The organism is Aeromicrobium panaciterrae (assembly GCF_031457275.1).
Lineage (GTDB): Bacteria > Actinomycetota > Actinomycetes > Propionibacteriales > Nocardioidaceae > Aeromicrobium > Aeromicrobium panaciterrae_A.
In genome coordinates, this window is the sequence record NZ_JAVDWH010000001.1 from 2,694,479 (window position 1) to 2,710,037 (window position 15,559).

Sequence of the window (15,559 nt, forward strand, 5' to 3'; positions counted from 1 at the left end):
CGTTCTAGCTGCCCAGGATCGGTGACGCGTCGAGGCGGACGAGCTCGGGCCAACGGGGTTCAAGATTGTCGCCGGAGGACTGGCCGGTGAGACGGCGCTTCACCCACGGACCGGCGCTGGCGCGAAGCCAGTGTGCGTGGCCGGTGCTCTGTTGCACGAGCGAGAGCTTCTCCCGCTCCCCCAACTCGAGCGGAACGAGATCGTGCTCAATGCCGAGGGCGTTGAGCACCTCGATCGCCATGACCTGGTGGCCTGCGCTCGACATGTGCATTCGATCGGTGTCCCACAGGCGTGAATCGCGGTAGGCGCGCATCCGCCAGAAGTCGACCAGGGTTGCGCCGTGCTTGTCAGCAACATGGCGCACCAGCTCGTTGTAGATCGCGAATCGACCGCGCAATGCCGCGAACACGGGAACGCGGCCCGGGTCGTACGCCGTGAACACCACGAGGTGAGCGCCCGCTTCAGCGAGACGACCGAGCGCCTTGTCGTACTCGTCGACCAACATGTCGAGGTCGATGCGAGGCCGCAGCACGTCGTTGGCGCCGGCGTAGATGCTGATGAGGTCGGGATTCAGCGCCAGCGCGGGCTCGATCTGCTCGTCGAGGATCGGCAGCAGCTTGCGGCCGCGAATTGCGAGGTTGCCGTACGTGAAGTCCTTGTCGCGTTCGGCGAGTACCTCGGCCATGCGATCGGCCCAGCCACGGACGCCGTTGGGCAGCGTCTCGTCGTGGTCGCCAACACCTTCGGTGAAGGAGTCCCCCAGGGCGACATAGCGATGGAATTGCACGAGATTCATTCTACCGAGCCAGTGTGCAAGCGACGATTTCGCTAACTGTCGAGCAGACCGCGACGACGGGCGATTGCCGCCGCTTCCGTACGGCCGCTGGCATTGAGCTTGGCAAGGATGTTGGAGACGTGCACCGAAACGGTCTTGGTGCTGATGAACAGCAGTGCCGCGATCTCACCGTTGCTGCGGCCAGCACTGACGTGGACCAGCACCTCACGCTCGCGCGGGGTCAGCTCATCGTCAGACCGCGATGCACGCCCGCCAGACTCATCGATCTCGGTCAGGAGCGGCTTGGCGCCCAGCCGGGTCGCGATCTCGCGAGCCGTTGCGCGTACGGCGCGGGCTTCTTCGTCCTGACCGCAGGCCCGCAGGACAGCAGCCAAGCGCACGGCCGATCTCGCCTGCTCGAAGGGCTGACCGACGGCGACAAACCCTTCGACGGCCTCGCGCCACAACTTGAGCAGGTCAGCTTCGAGTGGGGCGTCGATGCCGGTGAGCCAACGGAGTCGTGCACCCTCGGCGGCGACACGGGCTTGCCAGGCGAGGCCTTCGGGGCCAAACGTCGGATATGCGCCGACCGTGTCGGCGACGTCCTTCTCGAGCTCCGCAGCGCGTCGTACGAGCGCCGCATGCTCGGACTTGGCGAGACGTGGCACCGCAGAGGCGAACTGGCCGACGATCAGTCCCGTGAACCGCAGGCGTGAGAGGAACAGCCGCCCGTCCCAGACCCGGTCGAGGGTGTCGACGGCATCGTCGTGAACCTTGAGAGCGGAGGTGAGATCACCCGAATCGCCGTGCAGGTCGATGAGGGCAGCTGCACTGTGCACCGTCATCGCGATGTCCTTCTCCCACGCTGACCGCAGACTCTCTTCCTTCGCGAGTCCAACGATCTCCCCCCGCCCAGCTGCCACCTGGAGCGCGCCCCCGCTGAGGATCGCTGCCGCCAGGGGCGGCGCGTCCGGGCCGACGTTCCACAGCTCGATGGCGTCGTCCCAACGACCTCGGACATAACAGATGATCGCAGCGAATGCGCGGCCGTCGAATCCGTAAGGGGCCCAGGCGCGGCCCGTCTTTTCGGCGCGCATCATCGCGGAGCGAAATGCCTGCTCGGCGTCGTCGAGCTCTCCGGCGTTGTAGAGCACGAACGCGAGATTGTGGAGGCCGCGCAGTTCGCCGACGATATTGCCGTCCGTACGAGAGGTAGCGACCAGATCGTTGTAGCGCTGCCGCGACTTGTCCAGGTTTGCTCCTCCTGTACGCGCCAGTAGTCGCGCCAGCGTGGCCGTGACATCAGCAATGACGTGTGCAGCTCCGAGCTCCTCGCCCAGTGCCGCGGCAAACTCGCCTCGCTCCATCGCTTCGTCGTCATTGCGCAGGTCGGAGGCTATCCGCGCACCGAGCGCCTCCGCCTCCGCGCGCAGCACCGTACGTTCGCCGCCGACGAGTTCGAGAGCTTCGGCACTGACGGCCTGCGCCTCAGGATCGAGACCGGCGTAGAACGCGGTGTTGCCGATTGCCAGGAGAAGTCGCACGCGGTCCTCTGTGGGTGCGTCGGAACGAAGTTGGCCGAGGTGATCGCGCAGCAGTGCGAGCGAGCGATAGAGGTGACCAGCCGTGAGGACGGCATCAGCGGCCGCAACGGCAAGCCCAACGAGGTCGGTGCCTTCGGGCGCTGCGTCGACGATCTCGAGGGCGTTCTCGTAGTGGTGGGCGCTCTCGTCATAGCCGGCAACGCGTACGGCGTCCTCGGCTGCTTCGACATTGGCTGTGAAGGCGCGGGTCAGGTCACCAGCGGCCGCTGCATGCATGGCGATCTCGGCGGCGGGCCCGTGGGCTCCGTCGGCCGTGAGCGCAGCGATGTAGGCGAAGTTGATGCGTCGGCGCTCGCTCGGGAGCAGATCGTCGTGAACGGCTTCGGCGAGGAGCGCGTGCCTGAACCCGTAGGAGTCACCGGCCACCTGGGACAGCACCTTGTGGTCGATTGCAGAGCGGAGCGCATCGTCGAGTTGAGCGGGCGGGAGACCCACGACCGCAGCGAGGACTTGATCGGTGACACGGCCGCCTGAGCACGACGCGGCGCGTACGACGAGTCTGGCGTCATCATCCAGCCGGTCGAGCCTGACCAGCAAGAGATCGGCGAGCGTCTCAGGAAGCGCTGACTGGATGTCGGCGAGGCCGGCGTCGAGAAGCTCTTCGGCGTAGAACGCATTGCCAGAAGCTCGGCGTACGACGGCGCGTACGCCTTCGGCATCGAGGTCACCTGCCCCGCGGTCCTTGATCAGAGTGCGTACGTCGGCATCTGGCAGCGGGCTGAGCTCGATGCGGCGTACGCCCGGCAGGCGCACCCACTCGGCAACCGCCTGGCGCAACGGGTGGCGGCGGTGAAGGTCGTCAGCGCGGTAGCTGACGACGACGTGCACCGACTGACTGAATGTGTGGGCAAGCACGTAACGAATCAGATGGCGGGTCGATCCGTCAGCCCAGTGGACGTCCTCGACGACGAGCAGGATCGGAACGTCGGTCGCGAGGTGGTCGAGCCCAGCGACGACCGATGAGAACAGCTCGGTCCGATCGACTTCATCTGACTCGTCAGCGCTCTTCCACGGAAGCAGTGGCGCCAGCGCCGGGTAGCGGCTAGCCAGCTCATCACGCTCGGTGTCATCAAGCGCGCTGAACGCCTCGACGAACGGCTGGAATGGCAGGTGGCTGTCACCGAGGTCGAGGCAATGTCCGACGAGCACACGATGACCTGCGTCGTCGGCTCGGTCGACGAGCTCGCGAAGCAGACGTGTCTTGCCGATTCCGGCGTCTCCACCGAGAAGAACGGCATCTCTGCTGCGGGTGTCGGCAATGCCAGCGGCAGCGAGCAGTTGCTGCAACTCGGCGGCCCGCCCGACGAGCGGTGTCACGGGACTCCGGTCGGCGGCCATGCACCCCATCATGCATCCGGGGGCGGACACTAAGTAAGCCGGGCGCGCGAGGTAAGCCATCCGTCATGCACCGCAGCTACAAGGCGGCGCACCGGCGACGGGCGACGCTCGTGGGCGCACCGCGGAAACTCCGCAACTGGACGCCCGACCTCGAGCCGACGCTGGTAGTCAGCTCGTACGAATGCTTCTGGATTGAGGATCATGACTTGATCCTCGTCGTCTGAGGTAGCCCCTCACATCGGACGAAATCCGTATTTCGATGTGAGGGGATGCCTTAGAAGGCTTACTTGAGCGTCTTCTTGCCGCCGTGCATCATCGTGATCATCGTGGCGACGTTCTTGTCGGTCTTGGCGTCACGCGCGAACGACGTCAGCATCATCAGCGGCTTCATGCGCTGCCGAGTGATCGCCTTCGCGTACGTGAATTCCTTCAGGCCGTCGGGTCCGTGGATACGACCGAACCCGGAGTCACCGACGCCGCCGAACGGCAGCGCAGGCACGCCAGCGAAGGCGACAACCGAGTTGACCGAAGTCATGCCCGAGCGCACGCGACGAGCAATGTCGACGCCGTTCTTCTTGGCGAAGACCGCACCGGCGAGACCGTACCTGGTCGCGTTGGTGAGCTCAATTGCCTCCTCCATGCTCTTGACCGGGTTGATCGCCAGAGTCGGGCCGAACGTCTCCTCGGTGATCTCCGTGGAGTTCTCGGGGACATTGGTCAGGATGGTCGGCTGTACGAAGCGCTCACCGACAGCATCGGAACCGCCCGTCACGACGGTCGCACCCTTGGCGATCGCGTCGTCAATGTGGCTCTTGATGATGCCGATCTGAGAGGGCATCGTGATCGGACCGATCAGTCCGCCGGGCTCAGCCTTGAGGACCTTGGCCTGCTCAGAGATCTCGGCGACGAACTTGTCGAAGACCTTCTCGTGGACGTAGACGCGCTCGGTGCCGATGCAGGTCTGGCCCGCGTTGGACATACCGCCCCACAGCGCCGCCTCGGCAGCCTTCGTGATGTCAGCGTCCTGGTCGATGATCATCGAGTCCTTGCCGCCGGCTTCGATGATGACCGGGGTGAGGTTCTGAGCGCATGCGGCCATGACCTTCTTGCCGGTCGCACCTGAGCCCGTGAAGGCCAGCTTGTTGACCGCGGAGGTACAGAGCGCATTGCCTGTCTCGCCGAGGCCGGTCACAACCTGGAACACCGGACGACCACCGACGACCTCGGTGAACGTGTCAGCGAGCCACTGGCCCACACCCGGCGTGTACTCGCTGGGCTTGAAGACGACGGCGTTGCCCGCAGCGAGTGCGTAGCCAATCGAGCCGACCGGCGTGAAGACCGGGTAGTTCCACGGGCCGATCACACCAACGACGCCGAGCGACTTGTACTCAACGGTCGACGCCTGGTTTGCCATCAGCAGTCCGGACTTCACCTTCTGCGGACCGAGGATCTTCTTGGCGTGCTTGGCAGCCCAGGCGATGTGGTCAATCGCCATGACGATCTCCAGCTGGGCGTCACCCTGGGGCTTGCCGGTCTCGAGGTGCGAGAGCTGCGCCAGCTGGGCGATGCGGCGGGTGATGACGCTGCGCCACGTCAGGAGGTACTCCTCGCGATCGGCAAACGAAAGTCCGCCCCACCACTCCGCTGCCTCATGCGCACGAGCGACAGCGGCGTCGACTTCGGCCTTGCTGGCGATCGGGTGTACGCCTACGACGTCACCGTTCGCGGGGTTGAGCGACTCGAAAGTCGGCTTGGACTCTGTGGCGGCGGGCGTGTCGAGTGTGGCGGTCATCGTGACTCCTTGATGAGGTCGGCTGCCTTCTCGCCGACCATGATGGCTGGTGCGTTGGTGTTGCCACGCGGGACGCGGGGCATGACCGAAGCGTCGGCGACCCGAAGGCCTTCGACACCGTGGACCTTGAGATCGGGGCCGACAACACTGCCCTCGATCGTACCCATCGCACAGGTGGCGACAGGGTGATAAAGCGTCTGGCACAGCTGGCCGATTGCGGCGACGATTTCGTCCGTGGTCGGATCCATCGAGGCGGGAACCCAAGGCTCATCGATCAGCTTGGCGAGTGGTCCCTGGCTGACAATCTCCTTGACGGTGCGATAGCCAGCGATCATGGCGTCGAGATCTGCGCCATCGTCGAAGTAGCCGGCTTCAATCTCGGGATGCCACGTCGGGTCTGCCGAGCGCAGCTTGATGTAGCCCTTGCTCTCGACCCGTACGAGCGTCGACGCAATCGTGAGGCCACGACGTACGGGCTCGTGGAGACCGTTGTCGTAGAACCCGGACGGCGCGACATGGAACTGCATGTCCGGAACGGCCAGGTCGTCACGCGACTTGAAGAAGCCGCCCGCTTCGCCGACGTTGGACGTGAGCGGCCCGCGGCCCGCCTTCTGCGCCTTGAGGACGTTGCCGAGCGACAGATATTCGGCGAGGTCGCTGGTGTCCTTCGTGTAGAAGAGCGCGCCCGAGACGGGATGGTCCTGGAGGTTCTGGCCGACGCCGGGTGAATCGACGACGACATTGATGCCGTGCTCGCGAAGGTGCGCGCCAGGTCCGATGCCCGAGAGCATCAGCATCTGCGGGCTCGCGACCGCGCCGGCCGACAAGACGATCTCAGCGTTCGCACGGGCGGTCTGCGTCGTGCCCTGATGGCGGAACGTGACGCCCGTTGCCCGATTGCCTTCGAGTTCGATCTTGGTGACGAATGCTTCGGTGCGGACCGTGAAGTTGGGGCGCTTGCGATTGGGGTGGATGTAGGCGTCGGCCACCGACCAACGGCGACCCTTCTTGCAGGTCACCTGGTAGAGCCCAGCACCTTCCTGCTCGGCGCCGTTGAAGTCGTCATTGCGCTTGAAGCCGGCCGCGACGGCTGACTCGACAAACGCATTGCTCAGCTCGTGCGAGTAGCGCCTGTCCTCGACATGCAGCGGGCCCTTGGTTCCGTGGAACGGGTCGCCGAGGCGGGTATTGCCCTCGGCCTTCTTGAAGTAGGGAAGGACATCGTCGAAGCCCCAGCCGGTGGCGCCGTACGCATCGCGCCATTCGTCGTAGTCGGCGTGATTGCCGCGGATGTAGATCATCGCGTTCATCGACGAGCAGCCGCCGAGAGCCTTCATACGCGGCCAGTCGGCGCGACGTCCGGCGAGCTGCTTCTGTGGTGTGGTCTTGTAGCCCCAGTCCCACTTGGTCCTGAACAGCGCCGGGAATCCCGCCGGGAGATGGATCATGTCGTCGTCGTCCTCGGGACCTGCTTCGAGGAGGAGGACCGAGACATTCGGGTCTTCGCTCAGGCGCGCGGCAACAACTCCGCCAGCGCTCCCCGATCCGATGACGATGTAGTCGAATGTCTCGTCAGGCATGTGTTCCTCTCGCGGGTGCGCGTGATGCGCCTCACAAACCTACTGCCGGAACGACCATGACACAACTGGTGTCAGGGTTGTAAAGAAGTGCGTACGGCAGCGTCGATCGCGGACGTGAGGTCCTGCCGACCGAGGCGGTCGACGGGCACCTCGAGCACGCGCATGCCGGTCGCCTGCTCCGCTAGCGCAGCCGCCAGATCCTTGGGACCAACCGTGTGGTGAGGCACTCCGTACGCCGCGCACAGGGCGCTGATGTCCGCCCCGGTCGGAGTGGCATAGACCCGCTCGAACGAATCCGCGTACTCCGGTGAGCCTTGCTCCAGCGTTGAGAAGATGCTGCCGCCATCGTCGGAGGCGACCACGATCGTGAGATCAGGACGCGGCTCTCCGGGTCCCATGAGCAGCCCGTTGCTGCCGTGGAGGAAGGTCAGGTCGCCGACATACGCAATCGCGCGGCTCGAGGAGCGACCGAGAGCAGCGCCAATTGCCGACGAGAGCGTGCCGTCGATTCCGGCGAGGCCGCGGTTGCCGAGAATCAACCGATGCTCGCCGACCGGGTAGGACGCGGCGACCAGGTCGAGGTCGCGGACCGGGTTGGACGATCCGACGAACAGCAACCCGTCAGGCGGAACGCCGTGGTTGATCGTGCGCGCAACGTCGTACGGCGTGGCCCCGTCGAGCACAGCGTCTATCGCAGCAGTGGCCACCTTGTCGGCGTCCAGCCACGAGCTCAGCCAACCATCATCATCGGCTGCGGCTTCGACCACGTCGACGAAGCGGACGTTCCCGCCAGCCGGCACTGGGAACGTGCCGGGTGTGCCGACGTGGACGATCTCGATGTCGGTGCGGCTGAGCAGCTGGGTGATGGGGCGAGACAGCGTCGAGTGCCCGAAGCTGATGACCCGCTCGATCTGTTCTGTGAGTGGTGAGTGCTGGAGCACCAGTCGGTAAGCCGCCAGCGCGTTGTCGCCCGTACGTGAACCAGAAGTGGGTTCGGCGAACAGCGGCCAACCACCCTGCTCCGCAAGCTCTCGTGCCGCCTGTTGAGAATCATCGCCAGCGACCACAACGGTCTGCGGTCCAACCTCGAGCTTTGCGTGGACCAGTGGTTCGGTGAAGGTCGAGGACTCCGTCGGTCGACGGGCGGAGAAATCCCACGCGACCGGCTCGATCAGCGGTTCGTCGAGCTCGAGGTTGAGGTGCCGCGGGCCGGTGAACCGCACGGCTTCCCACGGATCCGAGGTGAACTGGATGCCAGGGAAGATCTTGCGCTGCTCAGTCGTCTGATTGGCACCCGTGCCACGGAGCCGACCAGGCCGATCCGCTGTCACCGCGATGACCGGAACGCCAGCGTGGAGCGCCTCCAGCATGGCCGGATGCAGGTTGGCGACGGCCGTGCCAGACGTTGTCACGACCGGGACTGGTCGACGGGAGGACTTCGCGAGGCCTAGGGCGAGGAATCCTGCTTCGCGCTCATCGACCCGGACGTGCAGTCGGATGAGCCCCTGGGCATCCGCGGCGTGGAGAGCCAGAGCCAGCGGACCCGATCGAGAACCGGGTGCGATGACGGCGTCTTTGACGTCACGCGCGATGAGCTGGTGAACGAGGTACTGCGCGGTCTCCGTGGCACTCATGCCAGCACCGCCTTCACGTCTTGGAGTCGCTGTTGCCAACGGGCATCAGTCTCGGCATCTGCTGCAACGGTGTCATATGCGACCTCGTCGAAGACTTGGCGGCCAACCGGAAGGTACCCATCGACCGGTACGAGCGGTGACGCGACGACATCACCATCCAGCAACGAGGTGGTGGCGAGACCACAGGCATACGGGAGCTCGGGAAGCGCCGCCGCGAGGGCCAGGCCCGCGGCCAAGCCAATCGACGTCTCGACGGCGCTGGACACGACGACGGGTAGACCGATCTGCTCGGCGATCTGAAGACAGGCGTGTACGCCGCCCAGAGGCGCAACCTTGAGGACCGCGATGTCGGCGGCCTCAAGCGCGACGACCCGCATCGGGTCCGCGGCGCGGCGAATCGACTCGTCGGCGGCGATCAGTACGTCGACTCTGCGGCGTACGGCGGCGAGATCTTCAACGCTGGCACACGGCTGCTCGACGTACTCGAGACCGTTAGCGCTGCTTTCGAGCGCGGCGATCGCGATCACGGCTTCGTCGACCGACCAGCCACCGTTGGCATCAACTCGCACCTTTCCTCGAGGGCCGAGCGCATCTCGTACGGCCTCGATCCGGGCGATGTCGTCGGCGAGAGTTTGCCCCTTCTCAGCGACCTTGATCTTGGCAGTGCCGCATCCGCTGGCCCGAACGATGCGCGCGGCCTCGTCTGGGTCGACGGCAGGGACTGTGCAGTTCACCGCGACGTGATCGCGCAGCGATGCCGGCCATCCCCGCTCAGCTGAGTCGATTGCGGCGGCGAGCCACGGCGCGGACTCGACAGGGTTGTAGTCGAGGAACGGGCTGAACTCAGCCCAGCCCGCAGCACCTTCGACCACCATGCCTTCGCGCCGCGTGATGCCGCGAAAGGGCGTCGGCATTGCGATCGAGTAGGTCCGGAACTGCACGTCAGGCAACTTACCGGCACGAACCACGGTGCACCCGCGTGTCCCTACGGTGGGGGCATGAGGTTCACGCGCACCCTGTTGTTGCTCGGGGTCGCCGCGGCGTACTTCGCTCTCGGCCCTTGGGCTTTGCTGGCCGCCATCCTGCTGCTGCTCGTACCGAGGGTGCGCCACGAACTCAGGCCCAACCGCAAACAGCTGCTGGTGCTCGTCGGAGTCATCGCATCGACTGCCGCAGCGATTGTGGTCATCCCGGACGGCCGCCTACCAATCCCGCCGGGCGGCGGTCTGCTCGTGACCCCGTCATACGTCGGCAGCCCAGCCACCCCGCACCCGATCGATCTCGCGATCCCCCAGCACCCCGGCTTGGCACCCAACGGCACCAGCTCAATGCACAACGACGGCTGGGCTTCCGATGCCTACCCCGGACCGGGCCCGCTCGGAAACGATCCCGAGGTCGACAGCTCCTGGTACGGCATCAAGGAGTGCGCCACGCTCGCCTTCGACTCACGCGAACGGATGATCGCGCTCTGCGGCGCCGTGTCCGGTCCCGTCATGCACATCGTCGACCCGGACTCGATGGATCCCGTCGACACCCTCGGACTACCCGGACGCACCGGCAACACCGGCAAGAAGCCATGGGAGGACCTCTGCGGCGGCGCGTACTTCTACCTCGACAACCAGGACACCGCTTTCGTCGGTACGACGGTCCGGACGATCGCCGTCGTAAGCACCTCAGGCGCCGGCGGCTATCCGAAGCTGACGATCGAGCGCACGATCGACCTCGCTGGCGCCGTTCCCAAGGACGATTGCGTCATCGCGCTCATGCCCGATTGGGAAGGCAACGGCACCTGGTTCGTGAGCCGACACGGTCGAGTCGGCCATGCAGGCACGAGCGGCCCTCCGACGGTCCTTGATCTGAAGGAAGACATCTCCAACTCGATCTCCGTCGACAAGGGCGGCCTGTATGTCGTCACCGACGGCGCGTTCTACAAACTCGCCATCGACGCCGGACGGCCAAAGGTTCTGTGGCGAACGGTCTACCGCAACAGCGGCATCGACAAGTCCGGACAGCTGAGCCCTGGGAGCGGCACGACGCCGACCGTGCTTCCCAGCGGTCTGGTCGCCATCACTGACAACGCCGAGCCGCGGATGAACGTGCAGTTCTACCGCGCCAAGGACGGATCACTCGTGTGCGAAGTGCCCGTGTTCGGCAAGAGGGAAAGCTCCACAGACAACTCACTGACCGCTGTGGGCGATGCGAGCGTGATTGTCGAGAACAACTACGGCAACGACAACCCGCTCAGCGCCGCACTCGGACGAGACTTCCCTGGCGGCTTTGCCCGGGTCGACGCGGTTCCATCCGCCGGGAGCCGCGAGTGCAAGGTTGCCTGGACCAACGATGAGATCGGTCCGAGCACGGTTCCGAAGGTCTCGCTGGCCAATGGACTCGTCTACTCCTACACAGTGCGTCCGAATCGGTGGGGCGTCGCGGCTTGGTACGTCACGGCGATGTCAGCAGCGACCGGAAAGTCGGAGTTCTCGGTGCGTACAGGCACGGGGACGATGTTCAACAACCACGGCGCTCCCGTCACCCTTGCGCCCGACGGCTCGCTGTACGTTCCGACGCTGACCGGAATGGTGCGAGTTCGGGACAGCTCCTAGAGACGCCGGAGGGCTTGGCGGTCAACCTTGCCGCCCGGCAACAGCGGCAGAGCGTCGACAAGTACGACCTCACGTGGGGCCCACGTACGCGGGAGACCTGCCGCTTCAATGGCGTCGCGCACCTCATCGAGCCGCAGACCATCAAGGCAAACGGCATCAGCTGGTACGACATAGGCGACCACTCGGGTGCCCCACTCGTCATCCGGTACGCCGACGGCGATCGCATCGCCGACACCCTCGTGCCCTCGCAATGCCTCAGTGACCGCAGGCAGTGGGATGTTGACGCCACCGCTGATGATCACGTCGTCGCTGCGGCCGGTGATCGTCAGTCGACCATGGTCGTCGATCTCGCCGAGGTCGTTGGTCGCAAACCAGCCGTCGACGACGTCTGTCGGCACATCGGGATCGCCGTAGCGGTCGAAGAGCATGGGTCCCGCAAGGTGCACCTGATGCTCGTCGTCGACGCGAATCTGCACGCCGTCGAGCGGCACACCGTCATATACGCAGCCGCCGCAGGTCTCACTCATCCCGTAGGCGCGGACGACGTTCACGCCAGCATCGCGCGATTGGGCAAGCAGCGATCCCGGAGTCGCCGCTCCGCCGATCACGACGGCATCAAGTCCGGAAAGCACCGAGAGGTTGTCCGCGAGGCGATGCAGTTGGGTCGGCACCAACGAGGCATAGCGCCGATCTCCGTTCATCCCGGCGATGGCTGATGGGATGTCGTCGTACTCGTCGGCGAACACCGGATCAGTACCAGCGATGATCGAGCGGACGAGCACCTGCAGGCCCCCAACTCCCGTCGCCGGAATCGCCGACAGCCACTGCCCCGGGCCGCCGAGCCGGTCGAGTGCAGCGTGAGCTGACGCCATCACAGCGGCATGCGAGAGCACGACATCCTTCGCGGTTCCAGTGCTGCCAGATGTACGTACGACGATCGGCTCACCGCCGTCGCGAACCCAGGGTTCGAGCAGGGCCAGCACCTCACGCGGCGACCCTGCAACCGGACGCAAACTCACGGCGACTCAGGGGGCTCGAGGGGACCAGCAACTTGGCGCTTGAAGTAGATCCACGGGAACCACATCGTGCCGATGCGTTCCCAGCCCTTGCTGTCGAGATCGCGGGCGCGACGACTGCCGACGACGGCGCGGCGATGCTCCCAGCGCGTCTTCGACTTCTCAACGTCGTGGAAGCCCGGACCGTACGCAATCGAGTGCCAGCCCTGAGCACCCCATTCGTTAAGCTGCTCGATCTCGTTGGCTGCAATCAGACCGACGAGACGCCGCTGCTCAGGCGAGTCTTCGTGGTCGTCCGACTTGATGCCGAAGCGCTGCTGGGCGGCCTGCTTGCTCATACCGAGTGCCGTGCCGATTGCTTCCCAGCTCCAACCCGCCGAGCGAGCGGAGGACACGGCCGACAGGTTGAGAGCTCGAGTCTCGGCATGGGCGCGACTGGTCAACACGATGAGATCGAGGTGGGCCTGCGGATCCGTGTCGAGTCGACGGGCGATCGTCGGGTCGATCTTGGCGATCGCCTGCGCAAGGAGGTCAGCGAGCTCGTGCGCTGAACCGTCTGGAGCGGAGGTGGCCATATGTCAACGCTATGTTGACGTCACCACGCCGTCAACTCAAAGTTGACAACCTCACACCCGTTCATCGATCGAGTGGTGGCAGACTTGTCGCTCGTGACCACGCCGACCCGCACCCAGCTCTGGATCGCGGGCGCGCGCCCCCGCACCCTGCCCGCCGCCATCGCTCCAGTCGTCGCCGGTACCGGCGTTGCCGCCTTCGCCGACTCGGTCGTGTGGTGGAAAGCGCTGCTCGCGCTCGGCGTATCGCTGGCACTGCAGATCGGCGTCAACTACGCCAATGACTACTCCGACGGCATCAAGGGCACCGACGACAATCGCGTCGGCCCGCTGCGTCTCGTGGGCTCCGGGCTCGTACCCGCCAAGCAGGTCAAGGTCGCCGCGCTCGCCTTCCTCGCCCTCGGCGGTGCGCTTGGTTTCGCCCTCGCAGCCACCAGCTCGTGGTGGATGCTGCTCGTCGGCGCTGCCGCGATCCTCGCGGCATGGACCTACACCGGCGGACCTTCGCCGTACGGCTATCGCGCACTCGGCGAGGTCAGCGTCTTCGTGTTCTTCGGCCTCGTCGCAGTGCTCGGCACTGCGTACGTACAGATCGAGCGCATCACTTGGCTCTCCGTCGCAGTCGGCGTCGGTGTCGGCGCGCTCGCTTGCGCCATCCTGGTCGCCAACAACCTGCGCGACATCCCGACCGACACTGAGTCGGGCAAGCGCACCCTGGCCGTTCTGCTCGGCGACAAGAACACCCGCCGCTTCTTCGTTCTGCTGTTGCTCGTCGCACTCGGCTGCCTCGTCTGGGCATCAGCGTTCACGAGCTGGGCTCTGCTCGGACTCGTGTTCGTACCGCTCGCCGTTCGCGCCCGTCAGGTGGTCTCTTCGGGAGCGCAGGGCATTGCGCTCATCCCCGTGCTCCGCGACACCGGCCTTGCCGAGCTCGTGTACGCCGGCGGTCTCGCGCTCGGCCTCGCGCTCGGCGCCTAGACCGCTGGAAGGACGCCGGTCTTCTCGAACTCGGCGAGTGCGTCGGCGTACGGGGTGATGTCGAGTCCCTTGGCTTTGAGCCAGGACTCGTCGAAGTACGTGTGCGCGTAGCGCTCTCCCCCGTCGCACAGCAGCGTGACGACGCTGCCTTCCTCACCGGCCTCACGCATCTGGCCAATCAGCTGCAGCGATGCCCAGACGTTCGTGCCGGTCGATCCACCCACGGGACGACCGAGGATTCCGGAGACCCATCGCATTGCGGCGATTGATGCAGCGTCCGGGACATGCACCATGTCGTCGATGACCCCGCCCACGAAGGACGGCTCGATCCGCATACGACCGATGCCTTCGATGCGAGACGGGGTGTCGGTCGTGACATCGGAGCTGTCGGACTCCCAGCCGCCGTAGAACGCCGAGTTCTCCGGATCGGCGACCGCCACTCGCGTCTTGAAGCGGCGATAGCGAACGAAGCGACCGATCGTGGCTGATGTGCCACCGGTACCCGCTCCGACGACGACCCAGGTCGGGCATGGATGCGGTTCGGCCTGCATCTGCTCGAAGATCGACTCGGCGATGTTGTTGTTGCCTCGCCAGTCGGTTGCCCGCTCGGCATACGTGAACTGGTCCATGTAGTGGCCGTTGCACTCGGCCTCGAGGCGCTTGGCCTCGTCGTAGATCATCGCCGGATCGTCGACGAGGTGGCAGCGGCCGCCATAGAACTCGATCAGCGCGATCTTCTCGGGGCTCGTCGTTGCCGGCATGACAGCCACGAATGGCAGGTCGATCAGGCGGGCGAAGAAGGCCTCGCTCACCGCCGTCGAACCGCTGGATGCCTCGATGACGGTGCTCTTGGGGCCGATCCAGCCGTTGCACAGTGCGTACAGGAACAGCGATCGAGCCAGGCGGTGCTTGAGGCTGCCGGTTGGGTGGACCGACTCGTCCTTGAGGTAGAGCTCGATGCCCGGCACCGGGATCGGCAGGACATGGAGGTGTGTGTCGGCGCTGCGATTGGCGTCAGCGTCGACTCGGCGAATCGCCTCGGCGATCCAGGCGCGATCCTCAGTCGATGTCTTCGGCACGACGCGACTCCTCGAGACGTTCAGTCATCCGTTCGGCACGCTGCTGGACGTTGAGGGCGAGCTTGTTGCGGAGATCGGCCAACAGGAAGATCGAGGCGACCGACGACAGGAGGAGCGAAACAAGCAGCACGAGCAGGCTGAAGGTGTTGCCCGACTCGAAGAAGATCGACGCGATTCCCCAGACGATGCCGAAGGTCACGGCGAACACGGCGATGCGCGCGGCGGTGTAGGTCAAGAAAGCCTTCATGTCCGCAGCCTAATCGTTGCCGGGCCGATGCCGACTTTCGGTTGCAACCTCCCCGGTACGGTTGGTGCATGGGCAAGGCACTGATCGTCGCAATCGGCATCACGCTGTTCGTCTATGCCCTGTTCGACCTGATCGCGACGCCCCCGGACCGCGTACGGTTTCTGCCCAAGCCGCTGTGGTTCCTGATCCTGCTGCTTGCGCCGGTCGGCCCGCTCCTGTGGCTGTTCTTCGGTCGGCTGAAGCCTGCCGCTCCGCCCAAGCCAAGCAGCGGTGGCGGTTGGACTCCCCCGCCGGGCCCCAAGGGACCAGACGACGATCCGGACTACCTGCGCGGCCTCTGA

Annotated in this window: 14 protein-coding genes; 4 read left to right on the forward strand and 10 right to left on the reverse strand. The window is 65.5% G+C overall.

What is annotated here, in order from left to right:
* Positions 1 to 4: 4 nt before the first annotated feature.
* Both J2X11_RS13815 and J2X11_RS13820 read right to left on the reverse strand, forming a co-directional pair.
* Positions 5 to 787, reverse strand: coding sequence for an SGNH/GDSL hydrolase family protein (locus J2X11_RS13815; protein WP_309972023.1), 783 nt, complete (start codon positions 785 to 787; stop codon positions 5 to 7).
* Between the two features lie 41 nt (positions 788 to 828).
* Positions 829 to 3,717, reverse strand: a complete 2,889-nt coding sequence (locus J2X11_RS13820; RefSeq protein WP_309972025.1) for a helix-turn-helix transcriptional regulator — start codon at positions 3,715 to 3,717, stop codon at positions 829 to 831.
* Between the two features lie 65 nt (positions 3,718 to 3,782).
* On the opposite strand from J2X11_RS13820, the gene J2X11_RS13825 reads away from it, so the two are divergent.
* Positions 3,783 to 3,941 carry a hypothetical protein gene (locus J2X11_RS13825; protein ID WP_309972026.1) on the forward strand — a complete coding sequence of 53 codons (159 nt, stop codon included), beginning with the start codon at positions 3,783 to 3,785 and terminating at the stop codon, positions 3,939 to 3,941.
* A 59-nt stretch (positions 3,942 to 4,000) separates the two neighbouring features.
* Here J2X11_RS13825 and J2X11_RS13830 read toward each other — a convergent pair whose 3' ends face one another.
* The 4 genes from J2X11_RS13830 to J2X11_RS13845 all read right to left on the reverse strand — a co-directional run bounded on the left by J2X11_RS13830 (position 4,001) and on the right by J2X11_RS13845 (position 9,664).
* Positions 4,001 to 5,509 carry an aldehyde dehydrogenase family protein gene (locus tag J2X11_RS13830; protein WP_309972028.1) on the reverse strand — a complete coding sequence of 503 codons (1,509 nt, stop codon included), beginning with the start codon at positions 5,507 to 5,509 and terminating at the stop codon, positions 4,001 to 4,003.
* Positions 5,506 to 7,089 carry a GMC family oxidoreductase gene (locus J2X11_RS13835; RefSeq protein ID WP_309972030.1) on the reverse strand — a complete coding sequence of 528 codons (1,584 nt, stop codon included), beginning with the start codon at positions 7,087 to 7,089 and terminating at the stop codon, positions 5,506 to 5,508. The genes J2X11_RS13830 and J2X11_RS13835 overlap by 4 nt, the downstream gene beginning before the upstream one ends.
* Positions 7,090 to 7,160: 71 nt before the next feature.
* Complete coding sequence (gene menD / locus J2X11_RS13840; protein WP_309972032.1) at positions 7,161 to 8,723, reverse strand: 2-succinyl-5-enolpyruvyl-6-hydroxy-3-cyclohexene-1-carboxylic-acid synthase; 1,563 nt, start codon at positions 8,721 to 8,723, stop codon at positions 7,161 to 7,163.
* Complete coding sequence (locus J2X11_RS13845) at positions 8,720 to 9,664, reverse strand: o-succinylbenzoate synthase (RefSeq protein WP_309972034.1); 945 nt, start codon at positions 9,662 to 9,664, stop codon at positions 8,720 to 8,722. The genes menD and J2X11_RS13845 overlap by 4 nt, the downstream gene beginning before the upstream one ends.
* Before the next feature lie 57 nt (positions 9,665 to 9,721).
* Between J2X11_RS13845 and J2X11_RS13850 the strand changes: the two genes are divergently transcribed.
* The gene (locus J2X11_RS13850) at positions 9,722 to 11,326 is read left to right on the forward strand and encodes a hypothetical protein (RefSeq protein WP_309972036.1); all 1,605 of its coding nucleotides are present in this window, start codon (positions 9,722 to 9,724) and stop codon (positions 11,324 to 11,326) included.
* Here the strand turns inward: J2X11_RS13850 and J2X11_RS13855 are convergent.
* Both J2X11_RS13855 and J2X11_RS13860 read right to left on the reverse strand, forming a co-directional pair.
* Entirely contained in the window at positions 11,323 to 12,345 is a 1,023-nt protein-coding gene (locus tag J2X11_RS13855) for an AMP-binding protein (protein ID WP_309972038.1), read from the reverse strand. The genes J2X11_RS13850 and J2X11_RS13855 overlap by 4 nt on opposite strands.
* Positions 12,342 to 12,917 (reverse strand): hypothetical protein, encoded by a 576-nt coding sequence (locus tag J2X11_RS13860; RefSeq protein ID WP_309972040.1) that lies wholly within the window; start codon positions 12,915 to 12,917, stop codon positions 12,342 to 12,344. Before J2X11_RS13860 ends, J2X11_RS13855 begins: the two co-directional genes overlap by 4 nt.
* Before the next feature lie 93 nt (positions 12,918 to 13,010).
* Here J2X11_RS13860 and J2X11_RS13865 point away from each other — a divergent pair, with 93 nt between their 5' ends.
* Positions 13,011 to 13,892: a 1,4-dihydroxy-2-naphthoate polyprenyltransferase gene (locus tag J2X11_RS13865; RefSeq protein WP_309972042.1), complete on the forward strand. Its 882-nt coding sequence runs from the start codon at positions 13,011 to 13,013 to the stop codon at positions 13,890 to 13,892.
* On the opposite strand, the gene cds1 is transcribed toward J2X11_RS13865, so the two are convergent.
* Positions 13,889 to 14,971 carry an L-cysteine desulfhydrase Cds1 gene (gene cds1, locus J2X11_RS13870; protein WP_309972044.1) on the reverse strand — a complete coding sequence of 361 codons (1,083 nt, stop codon included), beginning with the start codon at positions 14,969 to 14,971 and terminating at the stop codon, positions 13,889 to 13,891. The two genes, J2X11_RS13865 and cds1, sit on opposite strands and share 4 nt — an antisense overlap.
* The gene (locus J2X11_RS13875) at positions 14,952 to 15,218 is read right to left on the reverse strand and encodes a DUF4229 domain-containing protein (protein WP_309972047.1); all 267 of its coding nucleotides are present in this window, start codon (positions 15,216 to 15,218) and stop codon (positions 14,952 to 14,954) included. Before J2X11_RS13875 ends, cds1 begins: the two co-directional genes overlap by 20 nt.
* Before the next feature lie 68 nt (positions 15,219 to 15,286).
* Here J2X11_RS13875 and J2X11_RS13880 point away from each other — a divergent pair, with 68 nt between their 5' ends.
* Positions 15,287 to 15,559 carry a PLDc N-terminal domain-containing protein gene (locus J2X11_RS13880; protein ID WP_309972049.1) on the forward strand — a complete coding sequence of 91 codons (273 nt, stop codon included), beginning with the start codon at positions 15,287 to 15,289 and terminating at the stop codon, positions 15,557 to 15,559.